This window comes from Sanguibacter sp. Z41_6 (assembly GCF_059621145.1).
The window spans coordinates 33,178-57,441 of record NZ_JCAQIF010000006.1; the positions used below are offsets into that span (position 1 = coordinate 33,178).

Annotated in this window: 21 protein-coding genes, 1 tRNA gene and 1 pseudogene; 10 read left to right on the plus strand and 13 right to left on the minus strand. The window is 69.5% G+C overall.

Annotated elements, in window-relative coordinates:
- Window positions 1–5 precede the first annotated feature (5 nt).
- The 3 genes from uvrB to AC54T1_RS12810 all read right to left on the minus strand — a co-directional run bounded on the left by uvrB (window position 6) and on the right by AC54T1_RS12810 (window position 3,332).
- Window positions 6–2,105 (minus strand): excinuclease ABC subunit UvrB, encoded by a 2,100-nt coding sequence (uvrB, locus tag AC54T1_RS12800; RefSeq protein WP_496912177.1) that lies wholly within the window; start codon window positions 2,103–2,105, stop codon window positions 6–8.
- A gap of 51 nt (window positions 2,106–2,156) precedes the next feature.
- Window positions 2,157–2,771 carry a dephospho-CoA kinase gene (gene coaE, locus AC54T1_RS12805; RefSeq protein WP_484344376.1) on the minus strand — a complete coding sequence of 205 codons (615 nt, stop codon included), beginning with the start codon at window positions 2,769–2,771 and terminating at the stop codon, window positions 2,157–2,159.
- A 63-nt stretch (window positions 2,772–2,834) separates the two neighbouring features.
- A complete protein-coding gene (locus AC54T1_RS12810) occupies window positions 2,835–3,332 on the minus strand; it encodes a MarR family winged helix-turn-helix transcriptional regulator (protein ID WP_496912178.1) in 498 nt (165 codons plus the stop codon).
- Window positions 3,333–3,446: 114 nt separating this feature from the next.
- On the opposite strand from AC54T1_RS12810, the gene AC54T1_RS12815 reads away from it, so the two are divergent.
- Entirely contained in the window at window positions 3,447–5,348 is a 1,902-nt protein-coding gene (locus AC54T1_RS12815) for an ABC transporter ATP-binding protein (RefSeq protein ID WP_496912179.1), read from the plus strand.
- A gap of 85 nt (window positions 5,349–5,433) precedes the next feature.
- Here AC54T1_RS12815 and rpsA read toward each other — a convergent pair whose 3' ends face one another.
- Together rpsA and AC54T1_RS12825 are read right to left on the minus strand one after the other, a co-directional pair.
- Window positions 5,434–6,921, minus strand: a complete 1,488-nt coding sequence (rpsA, locus tag AC54T1_RS12820) for a 30S ribosomal protein S1 (RefSeq protein ID WP_484344373.1) — start codon at window positions 6,919–6,921, stop codon at window positions 5,434–5,436.
- A 209-nt stretch (window positions 6,922–7,130) separates the two neighbouring features.
- Window positions 7,131–8,156: a 6-phosphofructokinase gene (locus AC54T1_RS12825; RefSeq protein ID WP_484344372.1), complete on the minus strand. Its 1,026-nt coding sequence runs from the start codon at window positions 8,154–8,156 to the stop codon at window positions 7,131–7,133.
- Between the two features lie 148 nt (window positions 8,157–8,304).
- Here AC54T1_RS12825 and AC54T1_RS12830 point away from each other — a divergent pair, with 148 nt between their 5' ends.
- The gene (locus tag AC54T1_RS12830; RefSeq protein WP_496912180.1) at window positions 8,305–9,126 is read left to right on the plus strand and encodes a class I SAM-dependent methyltransferase; all 822 of its coding nucleotides are present in this window, start codon (window positions 8,305–8,307) and stop codon (window positions 9,124–9,126) included.
- 57 nt (window positions 9,127–9,183) lie between these two features.
- Here the strand turns inward: AC54T1_RS12830 and polA are convergent, their stop codons facing one another.
- On the minus strand, window positions 9,184–11,898 hold the full coding sequence (polA, locus tag AC54T1_RS12835) for a DNA polymerase I (protein ID WP_496912181.1): 2,715 nt from the start codon (window positions 11,896–11,898) through the stop codon (window positions 9,184–9,186).
- Here polA and AC54T1_RS12840 point away from each other — a divergent pair.
- A complete protein-coding gene (locus AC54T1_RS12840) occupies window positions 11,897–12,307 on the plus strand; it encodes a hotdog fold thioesterase (protein ID WP_484344369.1) in 411 nt (136 codons plus the stop codon). The genes polA and AC54T1_RS12840 overlap by 2 nt on opposite strands.
- Here the strand turns inward: AC54T1_RS12840 and AC54T1_RS12845 are convergent.
- Together AC54T1_RS12845 and AC54T1_RS12850 are read right to left on the minus strand one after the other, a co-directional pair.
- Window positions 12,278–12,964 (minus strand): GNAT family N-acetyltransferase, encoded by a 687-nt coding sequence (locus AC54T1_RS12845; protein ID WP_484344368.1) that lies wholly within the window; start codon window positions 12,962–12,964, stop codon window positions 12,278–12,280. The genes AC54T1_RS12840 and AC54T1_RS12845 overlap by 30 nt on opposite strands.
- A gap of 99 nt (window positions 12,965–13,063) precedes the next feature.
- The gene (locus tag AC54T1_RS12850; protein WP_484344367.1) at window positions 13,064–13,762 is read right to left on the minus strand and encodes an ANTAR domain-containing response regulator; all 699 of its coding nucleotides are present in this window, start codon (window positions 13,760–13,762) and stop codon (window positions 13,064–13,066) included.
- Between the two features lie 104 nt (window positions 13,763–13,866).
- Here AC54T1_RS12850 and AC54T1_RS12855 point away from each other — a divergent pair.
- Together AC54T1_RS12855 and AC54T1_RS12860 are read left to right on the plus strand one after the other, a co-directional pair.
- Window positions 13,867–13,940, plus strand: a tRNA-Leu gene (locus AC54T1_RS12855).
- 187 nt (window positions 13,941–14,127) lie between these two features.
- Complete coding sequence (locus tag AC54T1_RS12860; RefSeq protein ID WP_496912182.1) at window positions 14,128–14,529, plus strand: NUDIX domain-containing protein; 402 nt, start codon at window positions 14,128–14,130, stop codon at window positions 14,527–14,529.
- 286 nt (window positions 14,530–14,815) lie between these two features.
- On the opposite strand, the pseudogene AC54T1_RS12865 reads toward AC54T1_RS12860, so the two are convergent.
- Window positions 14,816–15,121: pseudogene (locus tag AC54T1_RS12865) on the minus strand (transposase); the annotation flags it as partial.
- Entirely contained in the window at window positions 15,106–15,348 is a 243-nt protein-coding gene (locus AC54T1_RS12870; protein WP_496912183.1) for a tyrosine-type recombinase/integrase, read from the minus strand. The pseudogene AC54T1_RS12865 and the gene AC54T1_RS12870, both read right to left, overlap by 16 nt.
- A 221-nt stretch (window positions 15,349–15,569) precedes the next feature.
- On the opposite strand from AC54T1_RS12870, the gene AC54T1_RS12875 reads away from it, so the two are divergent.
- From AC54T1_RS12875 to AC54T1_RS12890, 4 genes are all read left to right on the plus strand, one after another.
- Window positions 15,570–15,941, plus strand: coding sequence for a NucA/NucB deoxyribonuclease domain-containing protein (locus AC54T1_RS12875; protein ID WP_496912184.1), 372 nt, complete (start codon window positions 15,570–15,572; stop codon window positions 15,939–15,941).
- Between the two features lie 58 nt (window positions 15,942–15,999).
- The gene (locus AC54T1_RS12880; RefSeq protein WP_496912185.1) at window positions 16,000–16,635 is read left to right on the plus strand and encodes a hypothetical protein; all 636 of its coding nucleotides are present in this window, start codon (window positions 16,000–16,002) and stop codon (window positions 16,633–16,635) included.
- Between the two features lie 1,334 nt (window positions 16,636–17,969).
- Window positions 17,970–18,626 carry a M15 family metallopeptidase gene (locus AC54T1_RS12885; protein ID WP_496912186.1) on the plus strand — a complete coding sequence of 219 codons (657 nt, stop codon included), beginning with the start codon at window positions 17,970–17,972 and terminating at the stop codon, window positions 18,624–18,626.
- Window positions 18,627–18,830: 204 nt separating this feature from the next.
- Window positions 18,831–19,496, plus strand: coding sequence for a M15 family metallopeptidase (locus AC54T1_RS12890; protein WP_496912187.1), 666 nt, complete (start codon window positions 18,831–18,833; stop codon window positions 19,494–19,496).
- Between the two features lie 10 nt (window positions 19,497–19,506).
- Here AC54T1_RS12890 and AC54T1_RS12895 read toward each other — a convergent pair whose 3' ends face one another.
- Window positions 19,507–20,718: an NAD(P)/FAD-dependent oxidoreductase gene (locus tag AC54T1_RS12895; protein WP_496912188.1), complete on the minus strand. Its 1,212-nt coding sequence runs from the start codon at window positions 20,716–20,718 to the stop codon at window positions 19,507–19,509.
- A gap of 46 nt (window positions 20,719–20,764) precedes the next feature.
- Window positions 20,765–21,736 carry a hypothetical protein gene (locus AC54T1_RS12900; RefSeq protein ID WP_496912189.1) on the minus strand — a complete coding sequence of 324 codons (972 nt, stop codon included), beginning with the start codon at window positions 21,734–21,736 and terminating at the stop codon, window positions 20,765–20,767.
- Window positions 21,737–21,954: 218 nt separating this feature from the next.
- Here AC54T1_RS12900 and AC54T1_RS12905 point away from each other — a divergent pair, with 218 nt between their 5' ends.
- The gene (locus AC54T1_RS12905; protein WP_496912246.1) at window positions 21,955–22,737 is read left to right on the plus strand and encodes a metal-dependent hydrolase; all 783 of its coding nucleotides are present in this window, start codon (window positions 21,955–21,957) and stop codon (window positions 22,735–22,737) included.
- A gap of 103 nt (window positions 22,738–22,840) precedes the next feature.
- Here the strand turns inward: AC54T1_RS12905 and pyk are convergent, their stop codons facing one another.
- Window positions 22,841–24,259 (minus strand): pyruvate kinase, encoded by a 1,419-nt coding sequence (pyk, locus tag AC54T1_RS12910; protein WP_484344361.1) that lies wholly within the window; start codon window positions 24,257–24,259, stop codon window positions 22,841–22,843.
- Window positions 24,260–24,264: the final 5 nt, after the last annotated feature.

A 24,264-nucleotide genomic window follows, 5' to 3' on the forward strand; every position in this document is an offset into this window, starting at 1 on the left:
ACGGGTCAGGCTGTCGCGGACTGCATCTGCCGTAGCTCCTTCTTCAATCCGGAGATCTCGTCACGAAGGCGGGCTGCGAGCTCGAACTGCAGCTCCGCCGCAGCCGCGTGCATCTGGTCGCTGAGCTCCTGGATGAGGTCGACGAGCTCCCCTGCAGCAACGCCCGCGAGCCGGTTCGCCGTCGTCGCTCCCGCCTTGCCGCCCCCAGGTACCGGGGCCTTGCCCTTGCCTGCGTTGCGATAGCCGCCCCTGAGGAGCTCGGCCGTGTCGATGTCCTCCCGGGCGAGCATGTCGGTGACGTCGCTGATCTTCTTGCGGAGCGGTTGCGGATCGACCCCGTGCAGCAGGTTGTAGGCGACCTGCTTCTCACGACGCCGATCGGTCTCCTCGAGGGCCATCGCCATGGCGGCCGTGATCTTGTCCGCGTACATGTGGACCTCGCCCGAGACGTTGCGCGCCGCGCGACCGATCGTCTGGATGAGCGATGTCGCGGACCGCAAGAATCCCTCCTTGTCGGCGTCGAGGATCGCGACGAGCGAGACCTCCGGAAGGTCGAGGCCCTCGCGCAGGAGGTTGATGCCGACGAGGACGTCGTACTCGCCCATCCGGAGCTCGCGCAGCAGCTCGACACGCCGCAGGGTGTCCACCTCGGAGTGCAGATAACGCACCCGGACGTCCTTGTCGAGGAAGTAGTCGGTGAGGTCCTCCGCCATCTTCTTCGTGAGTGTCGTCACGAGCACCCGCTCGTCGCGGTCGGCGCGTACCCGGATCTCCTCGAGGAGGTCGTCGATCTGACCGGTCGTCGGCTTGATGACGACCTGCGGGTCGACGAGGCCCGTCGGCCGGATGATCTGCTCGACGGCACCGTCCGACATGGACAGCTCGTACTTGCCCGGCGTCGCGGAGAGATAGACGGTCTGCCCGATCCGCTCGACGAACTCCTCCCACCGCAGCGGCCTGTTGTCCATGGCGCTGGGCAGCCGGAACCCGTGGTCGACGAGGTTGCGCTTGCGAGACATGTCGCCCTCGAACATCGCCCCGATCTGTGGGACGGTGACGTGCGACTCGTCGATGACGAGGAGGAAGTCGTCGGGGAAGTAGTCGAGCAGGGTGTGCGGCGCCGTGCCGGGGGCGCGGCCGTCGATGTGCCGCGAGTAGTTCTCGATGCCGGAGCAGGAACCGATCTGCCGCATCATCTCGATGTCGTACGTCGTGCGCATCCGCAGGCGCTGGGCCTCGAGGAGCTTGTTCTGCGCCTCGAGCTCCGCCAGCCGCTGCTCCAGCTCGATCTCGATCGAGCTGATCGCACGCTCCATCCGTTCCGGACCGGCGACGTAGTGCGTGGCGGGGAACAGGTTGATCGACGTCTCGTTCCGGACCACCTCCCCGGTGAGCGGGTGCAGGGTCTGGATGGCCTCGATCTCGTCGCCGAAGAACTCGATGCGGATGGCGAGCTCCTCGTACACCGGGATGATCTCCACGGTGTCGCCCCGGACCCGGAACGTCCCGCGGGTGAACGCCATGTCGTTGCGTGAGTACTGCATCGTCACGAACTGGCGCAGCAGCGCGTCGCGCTCCACGACGTCCCCGACGTCGAGCCGCACCATCCGGTCGACGTACTCCTGCGGCGTACCGAGGCCGTAGATGCACGAGACGGAGGCGACGACGACGACGTCCCGGCGCGTGAGGAGGTTGCTCGTCGCGGAGTGCCGCAGCCGCTCGACCTCGTCGTTGATCGACGAGTCCTTCTCGATGAAGGTGTCCGTCTGCGCGATGTACGCCTCGGGCTGGTAGTAGTCGTAGTACGACACGAAGTACTCGACGGCGTTGTTGGGCAGGAGCTCGCGGAACTCGGTGGCGAGCTGCGCGGCCAGGGTCTTGTTCGGCGCCATGACGAGCGTGGGTCGCTGGAGCTTCTCGATGAGCCAGGCGGTCGTCGCCGACTTGCCCGTACCCGTGGCGCCGAGCAGGACGACATCCTTCTCGCCCGCCTGGATGCGCTGCGTCAGCTCGGCGATGGCGGTGGGCTGGTCACCGGAGGGTGTGTAGTCGGACACCACCTCGAACGGTGCCACGGCGCGCTGCAGATCAGTGACGGGTCGCATGCACCCACCGTACGACCACCCGCTGACATCTCGCCGCGCGCGGTGTGCTCGTCACACCAGCTCCTCCTCCACCTCGACCTGGAGCCGGCGCCACAACGCGTCGATCCCCGCACGGAGCTCGTCGACCGATCCCCCACCCGACAGGACGAGATCTGCCGCTGCGCGTCGCTCCTCGTCACCGGCCTGCGCGGCGACGCGCCGCCGGGCGTCGGCGAGCGACATCCCACGTATCTCGACGAGCCGCCGGATGCGCAGGTCTGCCGGCGTGTCGACGACGACGACGATGTGGAACGAGTCGGCCTGCCCCGTCTCGACGAGCAAGGGGATGTCGTGGACGACGACAGCAGCCGGGTCGGCGGCGTCCGCGGCCGCCTCGCGCTCGGCGGAGAGCCGGCGGATCTCGGGATGCACGATCGCATTGAGCGCCTCGCGCGCCCGAGCGTCCCCGAAGACGATGTGACCGAGCGCCTCTCGGTCCAGCTCGCCGTCCGGCGCGACCTCCGGACCGAAGGTCTCGACGATGCGTTCGAGCCCGACGGTGCCGGGCTCGACGACCTCCCGGGCCAGCGTGTCGTGATCGATCACCACCGCACCGAGCTCGGCCAGTCGCTCCGAGGCAACGGACTTGCCCGCCGCGATGCCCCCTGTCAGCCCGATCCGCAACATCACCTCATCCTGCCGGTCCGGGGCACTGCTCGCCAGCGCGGCCGACGGAGCGGCGCGAGGGGGTCAGTGCGCGGGCCCGCCCTCGTCCACGGCACAGCACCGAGGTGCGGCCACCCGGCCGACCCGCCGCAGGAGCCGCAAGAGCTCGTCCCGCTCGCCGTCGCTCAGACCGTTGAGCAGGCGTGCGGCGTGCTCCGCGCGGCGCGCACTCACCCGCTCGAGCACGGAACGCCCCTCGGCGGTCAGCTCTACGCGTGTCGCGCGGCGGTCGTGGGGGTCGGCGAGGCGTCGGACGAGCCCGGCGCTCTCGGCGTCGTCGACCTTGGAGGTGACGGACCGCGGCGCGATCCCGAGGGCCGCCGCGACGTCGCCCAGTCGCTGGGGTCCCTCCGCCGCGGCGAGCGTGCGGAGCAGACGGTACTGTCCCGGCGTCGTCCCCGTGGAGTCGTCCTGCTCCATGGCCTCCCGGCGTACGCGCTGCAGGACGACGTGCAGGAGGGAGACGAACTCCGCACCTGGCGGGTCGCCCTCGTGCGTGTGCGTTCCGCTCGCGTCGGCCATGAAAAGAGGTTAGCTCACTGTCCGACCCGCGCACCGGACCACATTGTGAGTTAGACTCACGAATTGGGCGGCCCGAATCTCTCACCGCCCGATCCCCTCGACCGGAGGTCATCCATGTCGTTGCCCATCCCCGCGGGCGGGGGCGGCCCAGGTGGGGGCAACATGCGCTCCTTCCGCCAGGACGCGAGTGTCAAGGACCACGTCCTCGCGGACGGTACGGTCCGCCGCATCCTGCGCTTCGCCCGGCCCTACCGCCGCCAGCTCGTCGCCTTCCTCGTCCTCATCGGCCTGGACGCCGCGATCGGCGCGGCCACACCCCTGATCTTCAAGGCCATCATCGACGACGGCATCAGCGCAGGACGACGCGACGTCGTCCTCTGGCTCGCGGGCCTCGTCGCCCTGCTCGCCCTGCTCAGCGGCGCCCTGACCCTCGCCCAGCGGTGGTTCTCCTCGCGCATCGGCGAGGGTCTCATCCTCGACCTGCGGACCGCCGTCTTCGACCACGTCCAGCTCATGCCCCTCGCGTTCTTCAGCAGGACGCGGACCGGAGCGCTCGTCCAGCGTCTCAACGGCGACGTCCTCGGAGCCCAGCAGGCGTTCACGTCCACGCTGTCGAGCGTCTTCAGCAACGGGCTCACCGTCATCCTCGTGCTCGCGGCCATGCTCACCATGTCCTGGCAGCTCACCCTGCTCTCCCTCGTGCTGCTCCCCGCGTTCATCCTGCCCGCCCGGTGGATCGGACCACGGCTCGCCCGCATCACCCGGGAGAGCTACACCATCAACGCCGATACCGCGCAGATCATGAACGAGCGCTTCAACGTCGCCGGCGCACACCTCGCGAAGACCTACGGCCGTCCCGAGGACGAGTCGCGCACGTACGCGTCCGCAGCCACCCGGGTGCGGGACATCGGCATCAAGCAGGCGATGTACGCGACCGTCTTCCGGGTAGGCCTGACGACCGTCGCCGCCGTGGCCGTCGCCGTGGTCTACGGTGTCGGCGGTGTCATGGCGATCGGCGGAGGTCTCACCGTCGGCGTCGTCGTCGCCCTCACCGCATACCTCGGGCGGCTGTACGGCCCGCTCACCGCTCTGTCCAACGTGCAGGTGGACGTCATGACCGCGCTCGTGAGCTTCGAGCGCGTGCTCGAGGTCCTCGACCTGCGCCCGACCGTCACCGACTCCCCCACAGCGAGCGACCTTCGCGAGCACGTCGCGCAGCACGGAGCGAGCATCGAGCTCGACGACGTGACGTTCCGCTACCCGGACGCCAAGGACGTCTCCCTCGCGTCGCTCGAGTCCGTCGCCGTCCTGAGCAACGATCCCGTCGCGGACACCCTGCGCCACGTGTCGTTCACCGTCCGACCCGGGGAGATGGTCGCACTGGTCGGCCCCTCCGGGGCTGGCAAGACGACGATCTCCCAGCTCGTGACGAGGATGTACGACCCGTCGTCGGGCGTGGTGCGCGTCGCTGGTCGCGACCTGCGGGACGTCAGCATGGCGTCGCTGCGTGACGTCGTGGGCACGGTGCCCCAGGACTCGCACATGTTCCACGAGTCCATCGCCAACAACCTCCGGTACGCCCGGCCGGACGCGAGCGATGCCGAGCTCGAGGACGCCCTGCGGTCCGCGCACATCTGGGACCTCGTCTCCCGCCTGCCGAACGGTCTCGACACGGTGGTCGGGGACCGCGGGTACCGCTTGTCGGGGGGCGAGCGGCAGCGCCTGGCCATCGCACGGCTCCTGCTCAAGGCTCCGGCCATCGTCGTCCTCGACGAGGCGACCGCCCATCTCGACTCCGAGTCGGAGGCGGCCGTGCAACGGGCGCTGCGGGCCGCCCTCCAGGGCCGGACGTCCGTGGTCATCGCCCACCGGCTCTCCACTGTCCGCGAGGCCGACCGTATCGTCGTGCTCGAGGACGGGGCAGTCGTCGCGCAGGGGACGCACAGCGAGCTCCTCGAGGCCGGCGGACTCTACGCCGACCTCTACCACCAGCAGTTCGCGGACGACACCGTCTGAGCCGTCCTGCGGACGACGAACGGGCCGGCCCCCCGAGGGGAGCCGGCCCGTTCGTCATGCGCGCGGGATCGTGACCCGCGGGCGATCAGTTGCCCGTGAGCTTCTCACGCAGTGCGGCGAGCGCCTCGTCCGAGGCGAGCGTCCCACCGGACGTGGGCTCCGCGGCCGGAGCCGAGGAGTAGGAGCTCGACGAACCCGACACAGAACCTGTGTCGCTGTCGGGCGCGTCAGCAGCCTCGGCGTCCGCGCGGACGGCCTCGGCGACCTGCTTGCGGTGCGCCTCCCAGCGCTCGTGCGCCTTGGCGTACGCCGCCTCCCAGACCTCACGCTGCGCCTCGAAGCCCTCGAGCCACTCGTTCGTCTCCGGGTCGAAGCCCTCGGGGTACTTGTAGTTGCCCTGGGCGTCGTACTCGGCCGCCATGCCGTACAGAGCGGGGTCGAAGTCGTCGCTCTCGGGGTCGACACCCTCGTTCGCCTGCTTGAGCGACAGCGAGATCCGGCGACGCTCGAGGTCGATGTCGATGACCTTGACGAAGACGTCGTCGCCGACGTTCGCGACCTGCTCGGGCAGCTCGACGTGACGGACAGCGAGCTCCGAGATGTGCACGAGGCCCTCGATGCCGTCCTCGACGCGCACGAACGCACCGAACGGAACGAGCTTGGTGACCTTACCGGGCACGACCTGACCGATGGCGTGCGTCCGGGCGAAGGTCTGCCACGGGTCTTCCTGCGTCGCCTTGAGCGACAGCGAGACACGCTCGCGGTCGAAGTCGACGTCGAGAACCTCGACGGTGACCTCCTGGCCGACCTCGACAACCTCACCCGGGTGGTCGATGTGCTTCCAGGACAGCTCGGAGACGTGCACGAGACCGTCGACGCCGCCGAGGTCCACGAACGCACCGAAGTTGACGATGGAGGAGACGACACCGGGGCGCACCTGGCCCTTCTGCAGCGTCTGCAGGAAGGTCGAACGAACCTCGGACTGCGTCTGCTCGAGCCAGGCACGGCGCGACAGGACCACGTTGTTGCGGTTCTTGTCGAGCTCGATGATCTTGGCCTCGATCTCCTTGCCGACGTACGGCTGGAGGTCGCGGACGCGACGCATCTCGACGAGCGAGGCGGGCAGGAAGCCACGGAGACCGATGTCGAGGATGAGCCCACCCTTGACGACCTCGATGACGGTACCGGTGACGACACCGTCCTCTTCCTTGATCTTCTCGATCGTGCCCCAGGCGCGCTCGTACTGTGCGCGCTTCTTGGACAGGATCAGACGACCTTCCTTGTCCTCCTTCTGGAGGACGAGGGCCTCGACGACGTCACCGACGGTGACAACCTCTCCGGGGTCCACGTCGTGCTTGATGGACAGCTCACGGGAGGGGATGACGCCTTCGGTCTTGTAGCCGATGTCGAGGAGAACCTCGTCACGGTCGACCTTGACGATGATGCCTTCGACAATGTCACCGTCGTTGAAGTACTTGATGGTGGCGTCGATGGCGGCAAGGAAGTCCTCTGCAGAACCGATGTCGTTGATGGCGACCTGCGGGGCGGACTTCGCGGGGGTAGTGATGGTCATTGAGTCAGGTGCTCCGATGCGGACAGGAAGTAGTGACGGATAGGGATGAAGCTGCGGCTTTTCACAACAAGACGAGGACCGAACGTGACACCCAGCGCCGTCTCATGCTCTGCACGTCGGGTCGTCTCGTCACGAAAAATGGACGCGCCGGACCCTAGTGCACCGCCATATACCCTAGTCGCGGCCCCGTGCACCGGTCAACGCGACACTCACGCCAGGACGCGCGCCACCCGCAGCAGGTCCTGCGGCACGTGCTTGACCTTGCCAGCGATCTCCTCGAGCGGGACGAGCACGACCTCTTCGTTGCGCAGGGCGGTCATGACGTTCGTCTCTCCGCGGGAGACCGCGTCGACGGCGGCGACGCCGAAGCGGCTGCCGAGGATCCGGTCCGTCGGCGTGGGCGTACCACCACGCTGGACGTGACCGAGGATCGTCAGCCGCGTGTCGAAGCCCGTACGCGCTGCGATCTCGTTGGCGACCTTCTCACCGATCGCACCGGCGATGATCTCCCCGAACTTGCCCAGCTGCGCCTCGTACTGCATCGAGCTGCCCTCCTTGGGCAGGGCGCCCTCGGCGACGACGACGATGGAGAAGTTGGCGTGCGCACGGTGGCGGTGCTTGAGGAACTTCACGATGCGGTCCATGTCGAACGGCTCCTCAGGAGCGAGCACGATCTCGGCGCCGCCGGCGATGCCGGAGTTCACGGCGATCCATCCAGCGTGGCGTCCCATGACCTCGACGACCATGACGCGGTTGTGGCTCTCCGCCGTCGTGTGGATCCGGTCGATCGCCTCGGTGGCGATGTTCACCGCGGTGTGGAACCCGATCGACAGGTCCGTGCCTGCGACGTCGTTGTCGATCGTCTTGGGGATCGCGACGATCTTGATGCCCTGCTCCGCGACCTTGCTCGCCGCGTTGAGCGTCCCGTCACCACCGATGCAGATGAGGGCCTCGATCCGCTCGGCCTCGAGCGTCGCCATGACCGCATCCATCCCGCCGTCCGCGGAGTGCGGGTGGTAGCGGGCCGTACCGAGGAGCGTGCCGCCCTGCGGCAGGACGTTGCGGATGTTCTCGCGGTTGAGCGTGTGGACGTCGCCGTCGACGACGCCCTTCCACCCGTTGCGGAATCCGATGATCGTGTGCCCGTACTCCCCCAGGCCCTGCTTCACGACGGCGCGGATCGCGGCGTTGAGACCGGGGCAGTCGCCCCCGCCGGTGAGCAGACCGATACGCATGGGAACTCCCTCAGACGACATGACTGGTCGGGCAGTGTGCTGGCCGGACCAGGACGACCACACTCAACCCTACCCATTCCCGGGCGGGCTCTGTACGGCATAGGTCCCGGTCAGGGCGTGGAGCACCGCATGGCGCAGACTTGTCCCCGTGAGCACTCGTGCGCCGCGTGTCGGCTACCAGGACGTCCCCGACCCCGACGCGAGGACCGTCGGGAGGACCTGGTGGGACGACAACGCCGCCGACTACCTCGACGAGCACGGCGACTTCCTCGGTGCGGACGACTTCTGCTGGTGCCCCGAGGGGCTCCGGGAGGCGGACGCGCACCTGCTCGGTCCGCAGGACGAGCTCGTGGGGAAGACCATCCTCGAGATCGGTTCGGGGGCGGCACAGTGCGGCCGGTGGCTCACAGGGCGCGGCGTGCACGTCGTCTCGACGGACGTCTCCGGCGGGATGCTCCGGGCGAGCCAGGACCTCGACGCGGCGCACGGGACGCACGTCCCCGTCGTCCAGGCGGACGCACGGCGCCTGCCCTTCGCGGACGACAGCTTCGACGTCGCCTTCACCGCGTACGGGGCGATCCCCTTCGTGTCCGACGCTGCGGCGATCCACACCGAGGTCGCGCGCGTGCTGCGCCCCGGTGGTCGGTGGGTGTTCTCCGTGTCGCACCCGGTGCGGTGGGCCTTCCCGGACGACCCCACCGAGCGCGGGCTCACTGCCACCCGGTCGTACTTCGACAGGCGCCCCTACGCGGAGCGCGACGAGCGCGGTGCCGTGACCTACGTCGAGTACCACCGGACGATCGGGGACCACGTGCGGGACGTGGCCGGGGCGGGATTCGTCCTCGCCGACCTCGTCGAGCCCGAGTGGCCCGCCGACCACGACGGCGTGTGGGGCGGCTGGAGCCGCACCCGCGGAGAGCGACTGCCGGGCACGGCGATCTTCGTCGCCCACCTCCCGGGGGCGTGCTGAGGATCAGCACGCCGCGTCAGTTCAGCGCCTGGCGTCAGTTCAGCGTCCGGTGTCGGTTCAGTGCCCGGCGTCGTGCCAGCTCGCACCCACCCCGACCGAGACGTCCAGCGGGACGGACAGCTGCGCCGCGGAGCCCATCTGCTCGCGGACGAGGGCCTCGACCTGCGGGCGCTCGCCCGGCGCCACCTCGAGCACGAGCTCGTCGTGCACCTGGAGCAGCATCCGTGAGCGCAGACCCTGGGCGCGCAGCTCGCGGTCGACGCCGAGCATCGCGACCTTGATGATGTCCGCGGCGCTCCCTTGGATGGGCGCGTTGAGCGCCATGCGTTCGGCCATCTCCCGGCGCTGCCGGTTGTCGCTCGTGAGGTCGGGGAGATACCGGCGACGGCCCATGATCGTCGCCGTGTAACCCGTCGCGCGTGCCTCGTCGACGACTCCCGTGAGGTACGTGCGCACGCCACCGAACCGGGAGAAGTAGTCGTCCATGAGCGCCGCGGCCTCGCCGACCGCGATGTCGAGCTGCTTCGACAGGCCGAACGAGGACAAGCCGTAGGCCAGCCCGTAGGACATCGCCTTGATCTTCGAGCGCATCGCGCTCGTCACCTCGTCGGTCGGCACGCCGAACACCCGTGAGGCGACGTAGTTGTGCAGGTCCTCACCCGATCGGAACGCCTCGATGAGGCTCTCGTCGCCGGACAGGTGCGCCATGATCCGCATCTCGATCTGGCTGTAGTCGGCGGTGAGGAGGGTCTCGTACCCCTCCCCGACGACGAAGGCCTTGCGGACCCTCCGCCCGGCTTCCGTGCGAATGGGAATGTTCTGCAGGTTCGGCTCCGTCGAGCTCAACCGCCCGGTCGCCGCGATCGTCTGCTGGAAGCTCGTGTGGATGCGACCGTCGTCCGCGACGGACTTGAGCAGTCCCTCCACGGTCTGCCGCAGCCGCATGACGTCCCGGTGCGCGAGCAGGTGCTCGAGGAACGGGTGCGAGGTCTTGGCGAAGAGATCGGCGAGCGCAGCGGCGTCCGTCGTGTAACCCGTCTTGATCTTCTTCGTCTTGGGCATCCCCAGCTGGTCGAAGAGGACCTCCTGCAGCTGCTTGGGCGAACCGAGGTTCACCTCGCGGCCGATGACCTCGTACGCCTGGCGCGCCGCCTCGGCCACGCCGTCGCTGAAGTGCTGCTCGAGCTCGCGGAGATAGTCGCTGTCGACGGCGATGCCGCGTGCCTCGGCGTGGGCGAGCACCTCCGACAGCGGCAGCTCGAGGTCGGTGAGCAGCGACGTCGCGTCCCTGTCGCGCAGGTCCCCGGCGAGCACCTCGGCCAGGTCGGTGAGCGCAGCCGCACGGACGGCGAGGCGCTCCGCCTCGCCCTGTCCGCCTTCGCTGAGGTCGAAGGCTCCCTGCGCGCCGGGACCCGGTTCGCTCACCCGGAGCTCACGGTGCAGGTGGCGGACGACCAGCTCTCCCAGGTCGTAGGTGCGCTGGTCGGGGTGGCACAGGTACGACGCCAGCTCGGTGTCGAACACGACGCCACGCAGGTCGTACCCGCGAGCAGCGAGTGCGTGCCACGCCGCCTTGCCCCCGTGGACCACCTTGGACGCGGCGGCGTCGGCCAGCCAGTCCCCCAGCGCCGCGTCGTCCTCCGGGGCGAGATCTGCGAGGTCGAGGACGACCGCGCCGCGCCGGGGGTCTGCGACGGCGACCGACCACGCGTCGCCCGCGCCGGGGGTCGAGCGGCCCGCCACCTCGAGCCCGACGCCTTCCGCGGGGACCTCGGCCAGCCAGTCCCGCAGCGCACCCGGCGCGACGTCGAGCAGAACGACCTCGGGGGCCGGTTCCGCCTCACCCTCCGTGCTGGCGTCCTGCGCCGGGAGCATCGCGAACAACCGCTCCCGGAGCGTCCGGAACTGGAGCGCGTCGAAGACGCGGTGCATGGCCTCACGGTCCCACGGCTGCGCGCGCAGGTCGTCCGGCCCGAAGGGGAGCTCGATGTCGGTGAGGAGGTGGTTGAGCTGGCGGTTGAGCCGCACCTGGTCGAGGTGCGCGCGCAGCGACTCGCCGGCCTTGCCGGAGATCTCCGAGGAGCGCTCGAGGATCTCGTCGAGCGACCCGAACTGGTTGATCCACTTGGCCGCCGTCTTCGGCCCGACGCCCGGCACGCCGGGGAGGTTGTCGCTGGACTCCCCGACGAGCGCCGCGAGCTCCGGGTACTGACGTGCTTCCACGCCGTACTTCGTCCGCACGGCCTCTGGGGTCATCCGTGCGAGGTCGGAGACGCCCTTGACGGGGTAGAGGACGGTGACGTCGTCGGTGACGAACTGCAGCGTGTCGCGGTCACCGGAGCAGACGAGCACCTCCATGCCGAGGCGCGCGGCCTGGGTCGTGAGCGTGGCGAGGATGTCGTCAGCCTCGAACATGTCCTTCTCGAGGTGCGGGATCCGCATCGACTCGAGAACTTCCTTGATGAGCGGCACCTGTCCCCGGAAGGGCTCGGGCGTGGCGTCCCGGGTGCCCTTGTACTGCGGGAACTGCTCGGTCCGGAAGGTGGTGCTGCCGGCGTCGAACGCGACGCCCACGTGGGTCGGGGCCTCGTCGCGGATGAGGTTCGCCAGCATCGAGATGAACCCGTGCACGGCGTTGGTCGGTTGACCGCTCGTCGTGGAGAACTTGTCCACGGGGAGCGCGAAGAACGCCCGGAAGGCCATCGAGTGGCCGTCGATCAGCAGGAGCCTGGGTCGCGCGATGTCCGTCACACCTGCAAACCTATCCCCCATGGCTGACATCGACAGAACCGACGCCCTCACCGAGTCCGCCCGCGGCACCCTCATCGAACGGATGGGGATCGAGCTCCTCGAGGCCACGGCGTCGCGCGTCGTGGGGACGATGCCCGTCGAGGGCAACACGCAGCCGGCGGGCCTCCTGCACGGCGGCGCGAGCGTCGTCCTCGCCGAGACGCTCGGTTCCTTCGCGGCCCAGCTGCACGCGGGACCGGGCCGCAACGCCGTCGGGATCGAGGTGAGCGCCACCCATCACCGCGCCGCGACCGCGGGCGTGGTGACCGGCACAGCGTCGGCGCTGCACCGGGGCCGCACGACCGCGAGCTACGAGATCGTCATCGAGGACGAGGCCGGGCGACGTGTGTGTACCGCACGCCTAACCTGTCTGGTGCTGACCCCTGGATAGCGGAGCGTTGCCGGAGTCGGACGACGTGTCCTGCCCCTGAGCACCGGCGAGTCCTGCCTGGAAGCTCCGCAGGTCGACGGGTCCGCTGTGCGTCTCGATGCGGGCCTTGCGCCGGCGGGCGATGAGATCCTCGATCCCGCGCACCTGTCGGCGCGAGCCTGCGGTGTCGAGCGCGAGCTTGCGCTGCAGCACCGAGGTGGCCACGACGCGGTGACCGGCAGCGGGCGCGAACCCGAGCCGTGCGAGGAACCGCTGCATGCCACGCGAGCCGGGCAGGGGCACCGAGTAGACGTCCGGCGCGCCGATCGACGCCGCCAGGTCGCCGGCTGCGGTGAGCAGCGCATGGCCTGCGCCACGGCGCCGGAAGTCCTGCGAGACGTAGATGGCCTCGATGTACACCGACGGCTCGTCGTTGAAGACGTTGGGGTCGAGGACGCGCAGCAGGAGGAACCCGACCGGCTCCTCCTCGTGGAGGGCGACGAGCACCTTGCCGCCCGGAACGCTCGTCAGCGCGGCGAGCTGGCGGACCAGTCGCTCCTCGTCGCTCACGCACAGCTGGATGCCCGTCGCCGACTCGCGGCGTGCGGCGGTGCACAGCCGGGCGACCGCAGGGAGATCGGCAGCCACGGCGGGCCGTACGTCGACCAACGCTCGCATCTCAGATCCCTTTCGTCGTGGTGCGTTCGGGCCTTCCGCTTCTTCCCAGGTTCCTCCCCGAGGGCAGCGAGGTCAACCAGTGTGCACGGAGGGCTTCGGTCAGGCTCCGCCGACCTGCTCGATGACCGCGTCGGCCACCTCACGCATCGTCAGGCGTCGATCCATCGAGGTCTTCTGGATCCACCGGAACGAGTCCGGCTCGCTCAGCCCCATCTTCGTCATGAGCAGACCCTTCGCCCGATCCACCCGCTTGCGGGTCTCGAACCGCTCCGCCAGGTCCGCGACCTCGGCCTCGAGCGCGCTGATCTGCGAGTAGCGAGAGATCGCGATCTCGACCGCCGGCAGCAGATCAGCCGGGCTGAACGGCTTGACGACGTACGCCATGGCACCTGCGTCGCGGGCGCGCTCGACGAGCTCGGTCTGCGAGAACGCCGTGAGCAGCACGACGGGCGCCACGTGCGCCTTGCCGATCCGCTCCGCTGCGGAGATGCCGTCAAGCTCCGGCATCTTCACGTCCATGATGACGACATCAGGCTTGAGCTCCATCGCGAGGCGGACCGCGGTCTCCCCGTCACCGGCCTCCCCGACGACGTCGTAGCCGGCCTCGCGGAGCGTCTCGACGACGTCCATCCGGATGAGGGCCTCGTCCTCAGCGACCACGGCTCGACGCGCCCGCCGCGCTGCCGCGGGCGGCGCCTGTGCTTCAGCGTCCACGGCGACCTCGACCGGCTCGAGGAGCGGCGGGAGGTCGAGCGGGATCTTGCCTTCGGGCGCGTCGTTGTCGGTCACACCGCACATCGTAGTGCGTACCGGGGGCGCCTTGTCCCGTGCTGTCCACATGCCGTGCGTACCCGACGGCGACGATGTGGTTTCATTGTCGGGCACTCGTTGCGGCGCGACCGGCCCCGGTAGCCCAACCGGCAGAGGCGTTCGGCTCAAACCCGATCCAGTGTGGGTTCGAATCCCACCCGGGGCACTGCATTTCGACACATGATCGCTCCTCCTGAGGGTAGAGGTGCTGGTCAGAGGTTCGGTTCGCCACCACGACCCGCGAGTCACCAACGGGTGGCGCGTAGAGGGGTTGGGACCGCCTTTCTTGAGTTCCTGCGCAGGTCTCGTTCGGCGCAGGTGAACCCGGGCAGCGGGAGGGCTAGCATCCGCACGTGGGCTACGAACATCGGGTCGTCGTAGGTGTGCTCTACCGAGGTGGGGCTGTATTGCTGGGGCTTCGATCCGCGTCGCGTCGCTGGTACCCCGGCGTGTGGGATCTTCCGGGTGGTCATGTCGATCCAGGCGAAAGCACAGTCACTGCCCTGGCTCGCGAGCTGCGCGAGGAGCTTGGTGTTGCGGCTAGCGTCGAGCCGGCGGTGCTGTTCCGGATCGAGTCGGACGAGATGATGCTCGATGCTCACCTCGTCCCCGAGTGGTCCGGGCGCATCATCAACGGTGCGCCCGATGAACACGACGACCTGCGATTCGTAGGCGTCCAGGAGCTCCCACGGCTCAGCCTTGCTCACCCGCTGTACCCGAATCTCCTGGCGGACTTCATCGGGGCGCAGCGGTGATGTCGAGCATGCCTCAGGCCGTTGTCGGGTGCGTGCGTCAGACGATGGCACTACGGCGAGCCGCCAGAATCCGCCCTGGACCTGCCGATCTTCACCGCGATCTCGGTCGTACCCGCGTGGCGCGCCACCGACCCATGTCAGCGAAGCGGCCCGTCCGGGAACACGCAAGTCCACATATCCGCAATCCTCGCTGAACGCCAACACCCCGGTCAGTGTCTCCCGCGCCACCATCTACGCGGTGGGACACGTTCCGCGAGGCCGTTGAGCACGTGTGACAGGCCTACTCAAAGGTCCGTTCGATCCAGGTGATGATCGCCAGGCGCAGGTCCTCGCGGGTGGCCCAACGGCGCCGGTCCAGGACGTTCTTTTGCAGCAGGGAGAAGAACGACTCCATAGCGGCGTTGTCGCCGGCGGAGGCGACCTGGCCCATGGACTCGACCAGGCCGTGGCGGTGCAGCTCCCGTAGGACCTTCCTGCTTCGAAACTGGCTGCCTCGGTCCGAGTGGACCACGCAACCCGTCACGTCACCGCGGCGGGCCGCGGCGCTGACCAAGGCGTTCACTGCGATCCTGGACTTCATCCGGTCGCTGATCCCTGGCCGGCGGGGCGCGTGAGGGCGAGGTCGAACGTGGACAGCAGACGACGCTGGTCGCACAGGTCGGCCAGCGTCGTCGGGCGTATGCCAGAGAGCTGCATCTTGCCGATCCGCGGGACCGCGTGGAGGGTGAGCAGCCTGTGGTAGCTGGTGTATGTCGATCGGGAGACGCGCTTCGTCTCCAGCCAGTGCATCGCGTAGGCGCCGAACGTCTCCTTGACCACCTTCGCGGGGACGCCGGCGTCGACCTTCGTCAGGACCGCACGCAGCCCGGTGGTGGCCTCCTTGCGTGTGGTGAACCTCCCCGTGAGAACTGCTTGAGGCCCGCTTCGGGTCGGTCGCGGTCGACCGGCTCGCGCCAGGTGATCCTGAACCGCTCCCCCGCCTTGGTCTGGTAGGGCTGGTCAGAGCCCCTGAAGGGGTCTGCTCGGGTGCTGTATCTGGTGTGGGTTCGAATCCCACCCGGGGCACTCCATGTCGACAGAGTGGGCTACCAGGATCCTGGTACACAGGAGCCCCGCTACATCGGCTCACAGACGCGACGCTCCGTGATCGGAACCGCGATACGGCATGCCCGCGATCCTGGACGAGACCTGACGGGAAGAGCTGCGACGAGTACCCGTTCTCGTCCACGCGGGAAGGTGCGTTTACTGGCGGCGGCCTCGGTCGCACGTTCGACTGGTGCCAGGTTCCCAACCACCTCACCGGAGTCACGGGTCCCGGGTACAGCTCGTGCATGCTTGACGAGACGGAGAACTCGACAGCGCGGGCTGCTCAACACCGTCCTGTACGTTCCGATGCGCGTCATCGAAGGTGACGCGCTCTTCGCGACCGCTATGTAGACCAGCGCGAGAAGTCAGGGAGGCGGGGCTGAGATGGAATACGTCACGCGGGCCGACGAACGAAGTATCGACCTGCGCGGCGGTGAACCACTGCCCCACCCCTCTGACTTTCTCGGCGGTCTCCTCGCTGGAATGTCGTCAGGCCACCTGAGGATCATCACCGGAATTGCGATGGGGCTGGTACGGATCCACGTCGAACGCCGGGAAATCTCCTCTCATGTCGATGCCACCGACGACTGGGATGACGTCGTGGAACTCAGTTGCCGCGCGCGGGAACCTCTCGTCGTGGCCGTCGGCCCCTACGCAGACCCTCCAGACCTGCCCTGCGCGCTCAACCCAGCAGGCTCTGATTGGTTCCGCCTGAGGGTGCACGCCCGAAACCGCGACCTCGATGACGATCTCGTCGTCACTGCCGCCCGGGAGCAGTACCTGCTGACCTCATGGTCAGAGGGACCCACTCCCCCTGTCGTGATCAAAGCCTCGTCCGACATCGCGCAGCGCCTTCTCGGTGCGCGCCCGCGCTCCATGCCCGGCGCGCGGGTCACGACCAGAACTCAGACCAGGGCTCACACCCGGGGCGTCGTCGATGCGTCATCTGAGGTGGAGCGGCAGGCGCAGGTGCAGGCGCACCTACTCAGGGTCTCGCGCGAGGAGCGGGACCGGACGTAGCACCCGATGTCGTGGGCGCCGACGATCGGGTGGCTGGTCAGCAGCGGGAGCAGCGCCGCGGCCGCGGACCCGCCGCGGCGGACGGGCCCGCTCGTGCCACTGCCTGGGCAGGTCGATCAGGCGCTGAGCGGACACGGATGCTTCCTGGGTGGCGCGCGTGGTGGCGTCTGCCAGGTACGTCTCGACGCCTCCGGTGCGGTAGCCGTTGACCAGTTGGAAGTAGTGCTCGGCGGATGCCGCGGCGCCTCGATCACCCGGCGGATGTCGGCCGGGTGCAGCGGGCGCACCTGGGAGCTCATCGCGGGTGCGCCCTACAAACCGAGCGGCCGTGTCGCAGTGCTGACTTCAGGCCAGGCCACATGCGCTGTTCGATGAGGATCGAGACCTCGCGCTTGCAAGCAGCGGTGCCGTCGATGGCAGCACTGACTCGTGCATATCAGCAGCTATCAGACAGTGAGGGCCTTGCTCCACGCGACATCGTCGACGTACGTCGCTTCCGAGACCACGATGCGGTCGGGCATAACGCGATCTGCGTACGGACCATCCACCGGGATGATCAGCACGGAGGACAGTCCCGCAGCCTCACCACTGTGTGACCGACTCGCGAGAGACGTGCTGTGCACTGGACGGCCTTGTCCAACGAGTTCTGTGTTGATTCGGTGGCGTGTGCTGTTCGACCACTCCCTGAGAGCCTGCGTGTCGATCCCCCGGAGGTCGAGGATCGCCCGCCACGACTGGTCGTTTCTCGCCTCGTCATCACGTGTGGCGGCCTCCCAAAGCGCCAACCATCGCGCGTCGAGATCGGCACTGTCAGGGCGAGGAGATTCTCCCGTTTCCGGGGCTGGCGAAAGGATTCTCCCGTTTCCGGGGCTGGCGAAAGGGAGGGCAGGCTAGGAGGGTCTTCCACATTCCACGCGGCGCGCACAAACAGCAGACCAAGCAACGCGCTCGAGACATCGAATTGCACTGAAACACCCTCTCATGGCGCGACTCCGACGCGAGGGCCATCCGATTCTCGACGCCTCACAGCACATCCGTGACGCCGTCCAGCGCCAACCCGGCGAGATGCTCGAGGTCACTGCGCCGACCTGCCCCTCGCACAGCCGCGTCATCAGCGATGGCGTGCGGATCGCGGCCCCGCCGATGCGCCGCACGGCCACGCGCAGTGGTGAGACGGCGGGTGAACGTCGCCGCAAGGGTTCAGTTCTCTCGCTCCGCGCCGATAGTGGTCCGGGAGGGACGGAGACCCCGGTCACGCACGGCCCGCCATCACCGTCGCAGGGGTTGCACACGCCTGGACCCGCACCGCACAGTCCGGAAGGACCCACCGCACCATGAGCACCGCCGCACGGATCATCACGAGTCTCTCGTTGGCCACTGCCCTCGCGGTGCTGTCGACGGTGCCTGCGTCTGCTGAGCCGCTCGCCTCCCAGGACGAGACTCGTCCGCGTGCGAGCCGTGCAGTCACGGTTGCTCCCGACGCCCTGTGGAGCATCGAGGTGACCACGCTCGCCGTCACGCCCGCGCCTCCCCCGCCGCCGCCCGTGCGTCGCCAGACGCCGGAGCAGATCGCCACCGCCCGCGCCGAGGTCGCCGCGACGTACCCCAACGGCACGATCCCCGAGGACGCCCTGTGCGAGCTGTCCTTCGCGCGCGGACAGCTCTTGCGCTGCGACGCTGACCTGGCCCTGGAGAACGCTCGCGCGGCAGGGATGCCCGTCTCGTCGATGTCCGACTCCTACCGGTCCCTCGAGGGCCAGGTGTCCGTCGCCGAGAGCAAGCCCACGCTCGCCGCGGTGCCCGGGACGAGCAAGCACGGCCTCGGCCTGGCGATCGACGTTTCCGGCCCGATGCAGGCGTGGCTCCACGAGCACGGGACCGAGTACGGGTGGGTGAACCCCGCATGGGCGAAGACGGCAAAGTTCGAGCCGTGGCACTTCGAGTACGTCGGTCTGGACGACGACGCACGGACGAGCTCACGCGCACGGTGACCCGCGCCGCCCGCTAGCCGTCCCATGACGTCCTCGGCGCTCGAGTGGCGGAGAGGGGTTTCACGGCTCAGGCTGCTACAGGGGATGTCGCACGTGCTCGCGGACGGGTCCGCCCGCCGAGAGGCACGCAGGAGTGCCGAGTCAGCGTTGACCCCACGTCCGGTCACCAGTGCGCCGCGCGCTCCGAAAGGGCCCCACGACACGATGCGCATCACCTCACGGATCATCGCGGGCATGGCGTCTGCTGCCGTCTTCTCCGTGCTTGCGACAACGCCGAGCGTCGGCCTGCACCGCGACGACCTGCCACCGCCCTCCGCCGGCACGCCGGTCACCGCCGCACCCGACGCGCCGTGGAGCATCGAGGTCACGGACCTCGCGGTCACGCCCGCTCCCCCGCCGCCCCCGCCGCCCCCGCCGGCGCCGACGCCCCTGGAGATCGCGACGAAGCAGGCGAAGGTCGCGGCTGCCTACCCCAACGGCACGATCCCCGAGGATGCGCTCTGCGAGCTGTCCTTCGAGCCCGAGCACCTGCTGCGCTGCGACGCGGACCTCGCGCTCGAGGATGCGCGCGCTGCCGGCATGCCGGTCTCGTCGATCTCTGACTCTTACCGGTCCCTCCAGGGCCAGGTCGCGGTCGCCGCGAGCAAGCCGGGCCTGGCGGCGACCCCGGGAACCAGCCAGCACGGCTTCGGTCTCGCGATCGATGTCTCTGGGCGGATGCAGGCGTGGTTGCACGAGCACGGCGCCGAGTACGGGTGGGTGAACCCGCGGTGGGCCAAGACGGCGAAGTTCGAGCCGTGGCACTTCGAGTACGTCGGCCTCGACGACGTTGCGCCACTGACTGAGCCCGGACGTCACTCAGACGACTGAGAGGCGCGCCTCAGGACACCTTGCCCTGCAGCAGCCGCCGGAAGTACACCTGCGGCTCGACGAACCGGTCGAGCACCCAGGTGCTCAGGCGCGGCCTCACGAGGTCCAGGAACGGCACCGAGGGTCGGGGCCGCCCGTCCCGGTCGAACTCGGCGAGGAGCAGGCGACGACGAGCCGTGGTGACAGGGGCGATGGAGTACCCGTCGTACGCGCGCATCGGCACGCCGGTCCGTCGCGCTGCGATGTTCCGCGCGACGACAGGCACCTGCTTGCGGAGCGCTCCCCCGGACGGCATGGCGTCGAGCTCCGCGACGTCACCCAGCCCCCACACCCTCGGGTACGCCGGGCTCTGCAGCGTGCGTGGGTCGACCCGGAAGAAGCCACCGCGGCGTGTGGTCGCCAAGCCGCTGGCCGCGACCCAGGCGGGCGCGCGGTGCGGTGGCGCCAGGTACAGCGCGTCGTACGCGAGGGTGCTCCGGGTGCTCCCGTCCCCACCGATCGACAGCTCCTCGATCTCCAGGCTCGTGGAGGCCGGCGCGATGGAACGCACGGTCACGCCGAGCCGGACCCGCACCCCGTGCTCGGCTGCCTGGGACCGCAGGATCCGGTCGGCACGGGCGTGGTCGACCAGCCGGTCCGCCTCGACGACGAGCTCGACCTCGATGGAATCCCGCACCCCCTCGCGTCGCCAGTGCTCGAGCGCCATGAACAGGGGTTTGAGAGCGACCGGCGCGCACGGCACGTGCTGGTCCGACACGGCGAACACCGCGCGCCCACGACGGAGCGCCGCGAGCATCGACCACGTGTCGACGGCCGAGTCGGGGAGATAGCTCGTGGCTGCGTGCGGTGTCGCCACGGCGGCTTCCGCACCCGGCCACGCGTCCCAGTCGACCTCAGATCCCGGGCACACAGCGAGGTCGACATACTCGATCTCGTCACCACCGGCGAGCTGCACGACCGACCGCTCCGGGTCGAGCGCGACCACCACGTCGGGATACCAACGCACCCCAGCGGGCGTGACACGCGCCTGCGGGCGCCGGAGCTCCTCGAGCGTCGCCTCCCCGCCCGCCACGTACGAGAGCATGGGCCGGTACTGGTGGACCTGCGCCGGTTCGATCACGGCGACGTCCTTGGCTCCGTCCCGCACAAGTCGCCCGGCCAGGGACAAGCCGGCGTTGCCGCCGCCGATGATGACGACGTCATGGTGCCTGCGGGTACCCATGGTCGCTCCGGGGCTCGTCGGACGGGCGTACTCACCTCCCTGCACGCTACGCGCGGTCCACGTCCTGCGCGCGGCCTGTGAGGGTGCCCGCCTCGTCTCGTGCACGACGCACCTGCGCGTCGGCACGCTCGACCTTCCGAGCGGCCGCGTCGCGCATCTCACGCGCCGTGCGCGCGTCGGTGGTCGCCCGTTCCGCGCTCATCTCGACCCGGCGGAGCTCCTCGCGGAGCTCGGCCGTACGGTCACCCAGACGCCGTCGTTCGCTGTCGGCCGCGTCGAGCCTCTCCTCCGCACGCTCGAGCTCGGACCTGGCGCCGCCGGCGACCTTCTCCGCTCGGGCCAGCGCGGCCGCGACCTCCCTGCGTGCTGCCGTCCGGCGCGCCTCCTCCCGGCGCTGAGTGGCACGCTCCTCGGCCGTGGATCCACCGGTCGCCCCCCGTCCCCGGGTGCCCTGGCCCGCCTGCCGTTCGCCGGCCACCCGAGGTGCGGTCCGCTGCGCTCCTGCCAGCGAGACACCGGGAGCAGCCAGCGCTCCGTCGAGGTCGACGGGACCCCACCCGGCGTTCTCGAGGTCGACGACGAGCCGACCCGAGCACACGGCATCCGACGCGCCCGGATCGGCCAGCGCAGCCCTCAGCGTGCTCTCGAGTGCCAGCGCCACAGCGGCGCCGAACCGCCGTCCGTCGGCCGCCACGAGCTCCTCCGCCCTGCGACGGAACGCCGCATAGACCTCGTGCCGGCGCGCGGTCGCCCGGCGCAGCGCCGCACTGTCCCCCGCCTCCTGCGCGGCGCGGAGCTCCGTCCCGAGGCGACGCACGTCGTCGAGCAGGTCTGGCTGCTGCCGGACGATCTGGTTGAGGGCCCACGCGGCCTGAGACGGCTTGCGCAACCCTCGGACCTGCGCGGCGACCTCAGGGTCACCGTCCGCTCGGGCCTGCATCTCCAGCCGCGTGCGAGCCGCGACGAACCCGGCCAACGGCGCACCGTACAGCTCGTCAGCAGCAGTCGTGAGGTCCACCTCGGCCTCTCCGTCCGGTCGTCGTGGTCAGTGTTGACCCCGGTCACGCTACCCGGGTCCGTCCGGCGGAAGGCAGTGTCGGCGCCTGGAGGTAGCGTGCCTCCTCGCAGTCCCGGAGCAGGTCAGGGGCGCGTCGGCGTGCTGTCCGGCCGCCCGCGCCGGGACGCCGAACGCCCGTCGGGCCTTCGCACGCACCGACGAGAGGTCAGCAGACGATGATGGGCGCGCACCATGCCGTGACGGGATCAGCGGCGTGGGTGGCCGTCGCCGGGACGGGTCCGCTCATGCTCGGGTGGTACCCCGTCTCGGCCTCGGGTCTGCTCGTCGGGTCCGTCGTCTGCGCCGGCGCCGCGATGCTGCCCGACGCCGACCACCACTCAGGGACCATCGCGACGTCGTTGCCGCCCTTGTCGAAGGTTGTCACGCGGGCCGTCGCGCACATCTCCGGCGGTCACCGACGGGGAACCCACGGCGTGCTGGCCGTGGCGGCCGCTGTGGGTCTCGCGACCCTTGCGGGCCTCGTCGGCCTGGAGACCGCGACCTACGGGCGGGTGGCGCTCGGCGCCGGAGTGCTCTCGTTGCTCCTCGTGGCCTACGCGGCACGCGTGCTGCACCTCACCGACGGCAGCTCATGGGTGCGGTCGTGGCTCATCGCGCTGAGCGTCTCGGCGCTCGTGACGATCCATGCCCCTCACGAGTGGGAGTGGCTGCCGGTCGCGGTCGGCATCGGTGTCGCCGTGCACATCGTGGGTGACATGCTCACGACCGGTGGGGTACCGCTCCTGTGGCCGTGGACACCGAAGCCTCCGCGGTGGTGGCGCCGCACACCCGTCCTCAACGACGTCTGGCGCAGCAACGGGTGCCTCGCGCTACCACTCCTCGGGAACACAGGGTCCCGACGGGAATGGGCCTTCGCCGTGCCCGTGACCCTCTACGCGACCTACGGGTTCTGCGTCGGGGTCGTGGGGCTCGTCGAGGGAGTGGCGCTCAGCGCTCTCTGATGCGCGGACCTGCCGATCCGTCTGCGGGCGGCACGAGCCTGGGAACGACGACACCCCCTGTCCCGGACGGGACAGGGGGTGTCGTCATGCGGTGACGAGAGGGTCAGACCTCTTCGCCGATGCGGTGCACGAGGATCGAGTTCGTCGTGCCCGAGACGCCGACCGGAGCACCGGAGACGACGACCACGAGGTCACCGTTCTCGGCGAGACCGTTGGCACGGAGCGTGACGTCGACCTGGCGGACCATCGCGTCCGTGCTCTCGACCGAGGGCACCTCGTACGTCTGCGCGCCCCACGTGAGGGACAGGACGTTGCGGACCGCGGCGCTCGGCGTGAACGCCAGCAGCGGGAGTGCGGAACGCAGGCGGGACATGCGACGGGCGGAGTCACCGGACTGCGTGAACGTCACGAGGTACTTGACGCCGAGGATCTCACCGATCTCCGCAGCGGCGCGGGTGATCGCTCCACCGCGGGTGTGCGGCGTCGAGCCGAGGGGCGCGATGCGCTCGCGGCCGTGCTCCTCGGTGCTCTCGATGATGCGCGCCATCGTGCGGACGGCCTCGAGCGGGTAGTCGCCGACGCTCGTCTCGCCCGAGAGCATGACCGCGTCCGCACCGTCGAGCACGGCGTTGGCGCAGTCGGACGCCTCGGCGCGGGTAGGACGCGGTGCCGTGATCATCGACTCCAGGACCTGGGTCGCGACGATGACGGGCTTCGCGGCCCGGCGAGCGAGTTCGACGGCACGCTTCTGCACGAGGGGCACCTGCTCGAGCGGCAGCTCGACGCCGAGGTCACCACGGGCCACCATGATGCCGTCGAACGCGTCGATGATCTCGACGAGGTTCTCGACCGCCTGCGGCTTCTCGATCTTCGCGATGACGGGGAGGACACGGCCCTCCTCCTCCATGATGCGGCGGACGTCCGCGTAGTCATCGGCGCTGCGCACGAAGGACAGGGCGATGATGTCGGCGCCGAGGCGCACGGCCCAGCGGAGGTCGGACTCGTCCTTGTCGGACATCGCCGGCACGGAGACGGCGACACCGGGCAGGTTGAGGCCCTTGTTGTTGGAGACGGGTCCACCGACCTCGACGCGGGTGACGACGCGCGGGCCCTCGACGGCGGTGATGCGCACGAGCACCCGGCCGTCGTCGATGAGGATGGGGTCGCCGACGCGAGCGTCGTTGGGCAGGCCCTTGTGGGTCGTGGAGCACAGCTCCTTGGTCCCGACGACGTCCTCGGTGGTGATGGTGAAGGTGTCGCCGACGTTCAGCCACTGCTTCTCGTCATTCGCGAACCGCCCGAGGCGGATCTTCGGTCCTTGGAGGTCGACGAGGACGGCGACGGAACGGCCCGAGGCCTTCGCTGCCGCACGGACGTTGTGGTAAACCGCCTCGTGCTCGTCGGCCTCGCCGTGGCTCCGGTTGATCCGGGCGACGTCCATCCCGGCGTCGACCAGATCCTGGAGCTGCTCCGGGGATGCGGTGACGGGTCCGATGGTGCAAACGATCTTTGCTCTGCGCATAGCTC